The sequence below is a fragment of the Prevotella dentasini JCM 15908 genome (assembly GCF_000614065.1).
GTDB lineage: Bacteria > Bacteroidota > Bacteroidia > Bacteroidales > Bacteroidaceae > Prevotella > Prevotella dentasini.
Genome location: NZ_BAKG01000030.1, coordinates 1 through 10153, shown reverse-complemented (window position 1 = coordinate 10153; position 10153 = coordinate 1). Strand labels below are relative to the sequence as shown.

9 protein-coding genes are annotated in these 10153 nt (G+C 49.8%); 4 read left to right on the top strand and 5 right to left on the bottom strand.

Going from position 1 to position 10153, the window contains the following annotated elements; translation table 11 throughout:
* Positions 1–490 precede the first annotated feature (490 nt).
* Positions 491–2683, bottom strand: coding sequence for a S9 family peptidase (locus JCM15908_RS11025; RefSeq protein ID WP_234396450.1), 2193 nt, complete (start codon positions 2681–2683; stop codon positions 491–493).
* Between the two features lie 55 nt (positions 2684–2738).
* On the opposite strand from JCM15908_RS11025, the gene mnmL reads away from it, so the two are divergent.
* Entirely contained in the window at positions 2739–3629 is an 891-nt protein-coding gene (gene mnmL / locus JCM15908_RS11020; protein ID WP_025003365.1) for a tRNA modification radical SAM protein MnmL/YtqA, read from the top strand.
* Positions 3630–3646: 17 nt separating this feature from the next.
* Here the strand turns inward: mnmL and JCM15908_RS11015 are convergent, their stop codons facing one another.
* The 3 genes from JCM15908_RS11015 to mtaB all read right to left on the bottom strand — a co-directional run bounded on the left by JCM15908_RS11015 (position 3647) and on the right by mtaB (position 6978).
* Entirely contained in the window at positions 3647–4459 is an 813-nt protein-coding gene (locus JCM15908_RS11015) for a gliding motility protein GldB-related protein (protein WP_025003364.1), read from the bottom strand.
* Positions 4460–4589: 130 nt separating this feature from the next.
* A complete protein-coding gene (locus JCM15908_RS11010) occupies positions 4590–5612 on the bottom strand; it encodes a glycosyltransferase family 2 protein (protein ID WP_025003363.1) in 1023 nt (340 codons plus the stop codon).
* A 1-nt stretch (position 5613) separates the two neighbouring features.
* Positions 5614–6978, bottom strand: coding sequence for a tRNA (N(6)-L-threonylcarbamoyladenosine(37)-C(2))-methylthiotransferase MtaB (gene mtaB / locus JCM15908_RS11005; RefSeq protein ID WP_025003362.1), 1365 nt, complete (start codon positions 6976–6978; stop codon positions 5614–5616).
* A gap of 17 nt (positions 6979–6995) precedes the next feature.
* On the opposite strand from mtaB, the gene JCM15908_RS15305 reads away from it, so the two are divergent.
* Both JCM15908_RS15305 and JCM15908_RS10995 read left to right on the top strand, forming a co-directional pair.
* The gene (locus tag JCM15908_RS15305; protein ID WP_148295586.1) at positions 6996–7262 is read left to right on the top strand and encodes a hypothetical protein; all 267 of its coding nucleotides are present in this window, start codon (positions 6996–6998) and stop codon (positions 7260–7262) included.
* 69 nt (positions 7263–7331) lie between these two features.
* Positions 7332–7520 (top strand): PG1828 family lipoprotein, encoded by a 189-nt coding sequence (locus JCM15908_RS10995; RefSeq protein WP_025003360.1) that lies wholly within the window; start codon positions 7332–7334, stop codon positions 7518–7520.
* A 226-nt stretch (positions 7521–7746) separates the two neighbouring features.
* On the opposite strand, the gene JCM15908_RS10990 is transcribed toward JCM15908_RS10995, so the two are convergent.
* Positions 7747–8286 (bottom strand): TFIIB-type zinc ribbon-containing protein, encoded by a 540-nt coding sequence (locus JCM15908_RS10990; RefSeq protein ID WP_025003359.1) that lies wholly within the window; start codon positions 8284–8286, stop codon positions 7747–7749.
* A gap of 136 nt (positions 8287–8422) precedes the next feature.
* On the opposite strand from JCM15908_RS10990, the gene JCM15908_RS10985 reads away from it, so the two are divergent.
* Positions 8423–10114 (top strand): putative transporter, encoded by a 1692-nt coding sequence (locus JCM15908_RS10985; protein WP_025003358.1) that lies wholly within the window; start codon positions 8423–8425, stop codon positions 10112–10114.
* The last annotated feature ends 39 nt before the right edge of the window (positions 10115–10153 follow it).

Sequence of the window (10153 nt, the reverse complement as noted above, 5' to 3'; positions counted from 1 at the left end):
TTAATCTGTAGGGACAGGCCCTGTGCCTGTCCGCATGTGCATGGTGGTTTCTGATTATCGGACAGACACGCGGTCTGTCCCTACACCGTGGCTGCAGCTCGGCACGACACACCACGTGGCTGAGGCTCGCTGTCCTTGGAGACGGAAACATGGCAGAAACAAAATAACAATTGGGGAACAGACAATCTGGCACGGGGCAGATAGATTTTCCCCATTTCCCGGACATAATACGGCTAAAAAACGAAAATGCCGCTTTCGCATTGCGAAAACGGCACTATGACCACACGAAAACAGCACTATGACTACACGAGAACGGCACTTTCTCTTTGCGGCCGTACCATAGAGAAAACCGCACAGAAAGGAGAAAAAAGAAAGCCCGTAATGGGACGGTGCTCCGACACGTCGCTTCAGCAACGGCAACCGGGAGACACCATGCCATCACAGGCTTGGAAAAATGCCTCTGACTATCCCCAAAGGCAGGGGATACGCGTTAGAGATTCTCTATGAACCACTCCGAAATCTGACGCAGGAGATGATTACGCGTGTTTCCGCCATGAATACTATGATTACGGTTGACATAGAGGTTCTCCTTGAAATCCTTATCGGCCTGAACCAAGGCTTCGGAATACTCAAACACATTCTGCGGATGCACATTGTCGTCGGCAATGCCGTGGCAAAGCAGCAGCCTTCCGCTCTGCTTGCCTGCACGCTCTATCGGATTTATGGCATAGCCGTCGGGATTCTCCTGCGGAGTGCGCATGTAGCGTTCGGTATAGACCGTATCGTAATAACGCCAGTTGGTGGGCGGAGCCACTGCAACGCCTGCCTTGAACACGGCACGTCCTTCGCTAAGGCTCATCAGCGTGTTGAATCCGCCAAAGCTCCATCCCCACATGCCGATGCGCTTTGCATCAACGTAGGGCAGACTGCCCAGCCAGATTGCGGTCTCTACCTGATCCTTCGACTCCAAGTCGCCCAGACGCAGATAGGTGCACTTCTCGAAGTCGGCTCCACGGGCACCCGTGCCGCGACCGTCTACACAGACAACTATAAAACCCTTCTGTGCCAGATAGTAATCGAACATTCCGCCATTGCCCATTGAGCCGACATTCCAACTGTCAACCACCTGCTGACTGCCCGGTCCGCTGTACTGGAACATGATGACGGGATATTTCCTGCTGGCATCAAAGTCGGCAGGCTTGACCATCCATCCGTTCAGCTCCACACCCTCTGAGGTCCTGAACCTGAAGAAGTCTTTCCCGGTCAGCCCGTACTTACCCAGCTTCTGCACCAACTCGTCGTTGTTGAGCACTTCGCGCACGGCCTTGCCCTGATTGTCGTAGAGCGTGTACACATACGGATGGTTGCGGTCGCTCCACGAATTGAGAAAATACCTGAAGTCGCCCGAGAAGTTGGCATTGTTCCATCCCGAGGCAGGACTCAGCCTTCTCACCCGTCCGTTCTTGTCGGCAACATAGACCTCGCGCTGCATAGGACTTTCCTTTGCTGCCTGAAAATAGACATTCCCTGTCTTTTCGTCGTAGCCATAGAAGGCAGTTACGTCGTAGTCGCCCTTTTCCAGCTGCCGCAGGAGCTTTCCGTCCCTGCCATAGAGATACAGGTGCATGTGCCCGTCGCGGTCGGACGGGAGCAGGATATAGTCTTTCAGGATGCTGATGCCCTCAACAACCTCTTCCTTCACATACTTGGGCACGCTTTCCCTGATGACGAGACTGCAAGCTCCCGTCGCCGGATTGGCCTTGTAGAGGTTCAGCTCGTCCTGATGCCGGTTCATGGTATAGATGATGATGCCGTCCGAACCCTCGGCAGTCTTCACACGGGGAATGTAGCCGTCGGCATCCAACGGCACCTGATACTGCACCGTCCGGCCATCGGCGAGGCGGTAAGACCACACCGACACCTTCGAGTTGTCCTCGCCGGCCTTCGGATACTTATAGCTGTATTCGCCCGGATAGACCTCGTACTGCGACCGTACAGGCGAAGCCCCCTTGTAGGACTGAAGGGAGAAGGTCTTGACTGCAGACTCGTCGAAGCGAATCCAGCTCAGGCTCTTTCCGTCGGCACTCCACGCCAAGGCGTTGTTGAACCCAAACTCCTCTTCGTACACCCAGTCGGGTATTCCGTTGATGACCTTGTTGAATTCGCCATCGTGGGTAACCTGCCGTTCGGTTGTACCGTCGGTGATGAAGATGTTGTTATTCCTCACAAAGGCAATATGGCGGCTGTCCGGCGAGAAGGTAGGAATCTGCTGTGGGCCGCCTGCCGAAAGCCGCTTGAGCATCTTGTCCCTGACGCTGTAAACATAGAAGTCTGCCGTGAAGGAACGGCGATAGACTGGACGAACGTCGGTCTGGATGAGCAGATACTGCCCGTCGGAGGAAATCTGATAGCCGGTAAACGACTCCGGCTTCTCGCCCCTGACATTGTCCAAATCGAATATCACCCCAGTCTCCTTTCCTGTCTTGAAAGAATACTTTACGATTTTTTTCCCATCGCTGGAAATCTGCGCATACTCGGCAGTTCCACTCAACGGGTTGATGCCAGAGATGCGCTTGGCCGCAAACTCCCCCTTCGTAATATCCTTCAACGAAATGGGTTCACCGGCCAGCAACTGCGTTGCTGCCGACAAGAGTACTGCACACATTAAGATAATTCGCTTCATAATTTAAGTTTTAACGCTGACAAAATTACATAAATTTGAGTACATTTGCAAAGAAATGGAACAATACTATTATGATTTCGGGACTTGGATAAAAAAACAACTCCCTTATAAGGTTCAGAAAATATCGGTAGATGCCGGTTTCTCCTGCCCTAACCGAGACGGAAGGATAGGAAAAGGGGGATGTATCTTCTGCGATAACCGCACCTTCAACCCCTCCTACTGCGGACAAGGCAAGACCGTCTCGCAACAGCTGGAGGACGGAAAAAAATTCTTTGCCCACAAGTATCCGGGCATGAAATACCTCGCCTACTTTCAGGCATATACCAACACTTATGGTTCGCTGGAGCACCTGAAAAGTATCTACGAGGAGGCTTTGGGCGTGGAAGACGTCGTGGGAATTGTGATAGGGACACGGCCCGACTGCGTCAGCGAGGAGCTGCTCGACTATCTTGAAGCACTCAGCAGGCGCACCTTTCTCATAGTAGAATACGGAATAGAGAGCTGCAACGACGCCACCCTCAAATACATCAACCGCGGACACGACTTTGCCTGCACCCGGAGAGCCATAGAGGAAACTGCGCGACGGGGCATCCTCGTGGGGGGACACATCATTCTGGGACTTCCCGGAGAAGACGCGGCAGAAAGCCTGCGACAGGCCCCCGTCATCTCCTCACTGCCCCTGAACATCCTGAAGATACACCAGCTGCAAATCATACGCGGTACCCGGCTCGCGCAACTATACAGCCAGCATCCCTTCCACCTCTACTCGGTGGAGGAATACATTGAGCTGATAGCCCGATACATACAGCTGCTACGCAAAGACCTCGTACTGGAAAGATTCGTCAGCCAGAGTCCGCCCGACCTGCTCATCGCACCCAAATGGGGGCTGAAGAACTACGAGTTCGCCCACCGGCTCAACAACTACCTGAAAGCAAACCGCCCATAAACAACAAGAGGGGAATACTATTCCCCCCTTACCTTGAACTCCGTGAAGTCGGTGAGCCGCAGAAGTTCTTCGTATGTGATTCCCGAACCATGCCTCATATAGGATGCCACAGCGTCGACATAACCATTATCGAACACCTTGCGACCCATCGTCTGGTTGACAACCCACTGTATCTTTCCCATATACAGGTCGCGCTCCTTCTGCGGGCGTGCCTCGAACTTATCCATCGGGTAAAGGCTCATCAGATAGAAGGTCAGACAGTCTGAAACAATATACTCCCTCGACATCTGACTGCGCTGCTGGGGGGAATAGAACTTCTTGTACAGCGGATAGTTCTCGCCCAAATACTTGTCCAAAGATATGCCGATAATACCCGTACCGACGACGATGCTTTGGTCGAGGGCGGATATTTGGGCATAGACCCTTGGCGTCTCCACGTCGGGGAGCGTATGCTTCAACTTGGCAAACACGACATTCAACTGACGGTTCAGGTCGTCCATATTGGCATATTCGGCCTCCACGGCAGTTATCAGCGACTGCAAGATGGTGTCCTGATAGAACTTCAGAAACTTCGTATTGATGTCAGGCTCTGTCGCGCTGCCTATCTTCACTACATCCTCCATCAGGGTTCTTGTCTCGACAGGGTATTCGGTGTTCATCTGCTGAAGGGCAGAAAAATCGCCCGTAGTCAGGTAGCGGTACTCCAAACGGTCGTACCGCTCAATCTTCACCAATGAAGAAGCGTTCACTTCGTCGTCAGAAGAGAACTTGAACTGACAGCCGGTCAAGACCATCAGCAATAAAGGCAATATGTAACTTAGCTTCTTCACTTGGTTACCTTGAAATTTTCAACACACCATGCAAAATTACTAAAAAATATGTCTTTACGAAAGGATTTATCTAAAAAAGTTAAAATAACAATTAAAAATATCGTCTTAAAGTCAATGAAAGCAAAAAGAACTATGGTAATTGCCCATATTTTTTATATCCTTTCACATAATAAGCCCACAAAATGGAAAAGTCTGTCCTGCCGTCACTGACCGCCTGCGGCTTCATACGGAGTTCCCGGGCTATGTCCTCAGGACTTCTGAATTCATACCTCCACCGCCTGAAGGCACGACGAGCCTTGATAATGGCCATAAACTCGCCCCAGTTCCTGTTGAGCACAAGGGTCTGGACGGCTGCAAGATAGTCGAGAAAACAGCGGACCCGCATCACACGATTCAGTTCACCGGCAGGAAGATTCTTCCAGAGCATTGTCAGGTTGTTGCGGAAATTAAGGAAGGTCTTCATCGGATTAGACTTGGGAAGCGTCCCCCCGCCTACATGGTAGACCCTGCTGTCAGGAAAACAATATATCTTCCGCCCCATCCTGTGAAGCCGCCAGCAGAGGTCAATCTCCTCGTTATGGGCGAAGAAACGACCATCCAGACCGCCTGCAGCCCAATAGTCGGACGAGCGGATAAGCAGGCAGGCCCCTGTGGCCCAAAGAATCTCCTTGCGCGCATCGTACTGCCCTTCGTCCGGCTCTACCGTATCAAAAATCCGCCCCCTGCAAAAAGGGTAGCCCCACCTGTCGAGAAATCCGCCCGAAGCCCCTGCATACTCAAAAGAAGACCTGTCGTGCACAGCAAGCAACTTCGGCTGACACGCAGCAATTTCGGGATGCGCGTCCATCTCGTCAACAAGCGGCACAAGCCAACGGGGAGTAACCTCTACGTCGCTGTTCAGCAAAACATAATATTCGCTTTCCACCTGTTTCAGCGCACGGTTGTACCCTTCTGCAAAGCCATAATTCTTTTCAAGCGCGATGACCCTCAGACCGGGATAGTTGGCATGCAACCACCCGACGGAGTCGTCGGTAGAGGCGTTGTCGGCTATAATGACATCGGCCTCGTCGCGAGAATGGTCCAAGACAGCCGGCAAATACTCTGACAGCATTTTCCGGCCATTCCAATTGAGGATAACGATTGCAACTTTCATCTTAAATAATCTCCGCCTTCAGGGCCGATTTATCGAAATTGAATCCGCCCAAGCGGACTTTCACAATCTGATTGTCCAGCTCCTCCCTCACCTGCAATGGGGAAAGCTCTACACGAATATAGTTTTTGGTAAAGCCGTGCATGGCCTTGCCGCGCACAGCCTTCTCGAACAACACCTCGGCTTCCTGACCGATATAGCGGGAATAGAACTGATGCGTCTTCTCGTCGGACAGTTTCAGGAGCTGATGGGCACGCCGCTTCTTCTCCCGGTCGTCCACCACGTAGGGAATAGACAGAGCCGCCGTACCCGGACGCTCCGAATAAGGAAAGACATGCAGCTGGGTAACGGGGAGGGATTCCAGAAAACGGTAGCACGCATCGAAATACTCCGGCTTCTCGCCCCGGCATCCCACCATGACATCGACCCCGATAAAGGCATCGGGCATCTTTTCCTTAATAAGCCGTATTTTATGGGCAAAGAGCGCAGTATCGTATCTGCGGTGCATCAGGCGCAGAACTTCGTCTGACCCACTCTGCAAAGGAATGTGGAAATGAGGCATAAAGGCCCTTGAACGGGCACAATATTCTATCAGGTCGTCGTCCAGCAAATCCGGCTCCAGCGAACTGATGCGGAAACGCTGTATGCCCTCCACCTTATCCAGCTCCCTGACCAAGTCGATAAAACGTTCGTGAGTGGTGGCACCGAAATCGCCAATATTCACCCCCGTAAGCACTATTTCCCTGCCACCCTCGCGTGCAGCCTCCCCGGCCTGACGAACCAGCGAAGCAATATCGGGATTCCGGGAAAATCCCCGTGCATAGGGAATGGTGCAATAGGTACAGAAGTAGTTGCACCCATCCTGAACTTTCAGAAAGTAGCGCGTACGATTACCACGCGAACAACTCGGCTGAAAGGTCTTGATGTCCTTCGTTTTCACGGAGTGGAATGTATGGAGGTGAGACTGGCGACCCTCGCCTTCCCCATGAGCCATATCCGGCTGGTTCCACGCATCACTCAGATATTTTATAAGGTCTGCCTTCTCATTGCTTCCAAGCACCAAGTCTACACCATCTATCTTTGCGACGCGCTCACTCTCCAACTGCGCATAACAGCCAGTAACGATAATGAACGATCCGGGATTCTGCCTTGCCATCCTGTGAATCGCCTGACGGCATTTGTGATCGGCAACTTCCGTAACCGAACATGTATTGATTAGGCAAATATCTGCCTGCTCATCTTTTTTCGCTTCGCGCACGCCCATATTATATAAGGTACGCGCGAAGGTACTTGTCTCTGAGAAGTTAAGTTTGCAACCTAATGTATAAAACTTTGCAGTCTTGCCCTGAAATGCTGATGTATCTATCATATATGTATGCAAAGGTAATGCAAATAGGGGACACTGCCAAATTTCGCTACCCTTTGTTCCCCGCGCCAAAACAGCAAAACCGGACAAGAAAACCGGAATTTCTATATCATCATCGCTCCATGACGGCCCTCCGAAAGCACTTTTCAGGAAAAACAAACAAAAACAAGCAAGGCAGCAGGATTGTCCGACACAAGAAACAAACTCATAACACGCACAATATCAACACATTACAAAAAGGTTACAAAAAAGAAATAAAAAACTTACAAAAAAATATTGCCGTATAAAAAAAACACTTACCTTTGCAACGTTTTAATAAACAAATGATTGTTTTACAGAATTAAAAAGCAAAGAAAATGAAGAAGTTAGTTTTAATGTTCGTAGCTGTTGCAGCTATCTCTTTCGCATCTTGTGGTAACAACGCCAAGCCAGCTGAAGGCGCAGATTCTGCTGCTACCGACAGCGCAATGGTTGACTCTACAAGCGACAGCGCAATGGTTGACTCTGCTATCGTAGACAGCGCAGCTACCGATTCTGTTAAGTAATTCAGAGCACGAACAGAAAAAGAAAGAAATTTGCCGCTAAACCGTAAAGGTTTAGCGGCTTTTCTTTTTTAGTCCTACACATCGGAGAAATCCCACGCTGACAATGAACTGCTGTCAGTCTGTCAACGACATTAACAAATATGCCATTGAAAATCAACACCTTGCAAAAGTTGACAGAATGACAGGAAAAACGGAAAACAGAAACAGGCTCCGTTTTACTTATCAACTACAAATTGTTCCTTAGCTCAATATAATTCTTGAAAAGCCAAGAATGTCCTTCGGCCAGCAGCTTCACCACCTCCGCACAAACAAACAAGCCGACAAAGACCAACAGAATAAACAGAAGACTGCCTCCGAAGAATATCCAAAGATTGCCGTCGGCATATTTCTCCTGAAAACGGGCCAAACGGGAAGAACCTCGCGCAATGTATTCGGATGTATTTGCCGTAACTTCCTTAACCGTTTCACCTGCCTGAAAAGAGGTATGGGCAATCTTCTGCCTCAGCTCCTGCAACTTCTCGGCAGAGGGCATCCGCAGAATCTTAGGCTTCACCGTCGGCAATTCTGCCACCTTGTTGCCGACAACAGGAGTTACATCTACAAGTGGAATAACGGAACGCGCCTTCGTGCGAAACTCTTCAGGCTCGTCGAACTGGCAATTCAGCACTACACCACAATAAGGGCAGCGATACTTCTGTTTCCCATAGGCCTCCGTCTCTGCTATGAAAGTCCGGCCACAGCTGTTACATCTTACATTAAACCTCATTACAGAAGCAAAAGTATAAAAAAACTTTGATTATAGAGCATGAAAAACAAAAAGCTAAATGTTAAAAGAAAAAAAACATACAAACATGGCATTATGTGTAAGTTATTCTGTAACTTTGCAGACAAATATAATACTTATGGATTGGTTAATAAATTTATTTACAAATCAAGAAGGCGTCGCACATATAGCACTGCTATATTCGATTGTCATCGCTTTTGGTGTTTACTTAGGGAAAATAAAAATCGGAGGAGTTTCCCTTGGCGTAACCTTTGTACTATTTGTCGGGATTCTTGCCGGACACATAGGCTTTACGGGGCCATTGCCCATACTCACATTCCTACAGGACTTTGGACTTATCCTATTCGTATTTATGATAGGTCTACAGGTAGGTCCGGGCTTTTTCGAGAGCTTCGGAAAGGGAGGATTACAATTGAACATGCTATCCTGCCTTGCTATCCTTCTCAATGTATTGGTAATGTTCGGGTGCTACTACCTGTTCTTTGACACAAGCGACAAGTCCAACCTGCCCATGATGGTCGGTACCCTTTACGGAGCCGTAACCAACACTCCCGGTCTTGGTGCAGCCAAGGAAGCCCTCAACAGCGTATTCCCGCAAGGCACTGACTTCGATATTGCCTCGGGCTATGCCTGTGCCTATCCATTGGGTGTGATTGGCATCATCAGTGCCACACTTGCCATCAAATACATCTGCAAGGTTCAGCTTGACGATGAGAACGCACAGCTGACGGCATCCGAGTCGGAAAATCCTCACGCCAAGCCCCATATCATGTACCTCAAGGTATCCAACTCATACATTGGTGGCAGAACACTGAAAGAGGTTTCAGAATTTCTTAACCGCGACATTGTATGCACGCGCATCATGCACGACGGAGTAGTTTCCCTTCCCAAGCGTGATACCGTATTTGAGCTTGGGGATGAGATTCTGGTAGTCTGCACCGAAGCTGACGTCAAGGCCGTCAAGGCTTTCATCGGCCCAGAAATAGAGGCCGACTGGCACGAAGAAGATCAGCCGCAGCCAATGGTAAGCCGCAAGATTCTCATTACCAACAGCTCGATGAACGGCAAGACACTGGGCAAGATGCACTTCAACTCAGTCTATGGTGTCAACATTACTCGCATCACCCGTCAGGGCATGAATCTCTTTGCAAGCCGTAACCACATTTTCAACGTCGGAGACCGTATCATTGTAGTTGGTCCTGAAGAGAATGTAAAACGAGTAGCTGCCATGATGGGTAACTCCGAGAAACGCCTTAATGCACCCAATATCGCCACTATCTTCGTGGGAATCATAGTTGGTCTTATATTCGGTAGCTTCCCATTGGCAATCCCCGGCATGCCCGTTCCTTTGAAACTGGGTCTTGCAGGCGGACCGCTGATTATTGCTATCCTTATCGGACGCTATGGCTATAAGATGCACTTGGTAACATATACGACGACATCGGCCAACATGATGCTTCGAGAATTTGGCTTGGCACTATTCCTTGCATCCGTCGGCATCAAGGCCGGTGCGGGATTCTGGGAGACTGTCGTTCAGGGTGATGGACTGAAATATGTGTACACAGGCTTTATTATAACCGTCATCCCTATCCTCATCGTTGGAACAATAGCCCGGCTAAAGTATAAGTTCAACTATTTTACCATCATGGGTATGCTTGCCGGAACGTACACAGACCCACCTGCATTGGCATACGCAAACTCTATCTGTGCAGGAGAAGCACCGGCACTGGGCTACTCTACGGTTTATCCGCTGAGCATGTTCCTGCGAATTTTCACCGCACAGCTAATTATCCTATTCTTCTGCGGATAACAGATTAGAATAAAGATATAGTAAAAGTCTTCCAAGAAG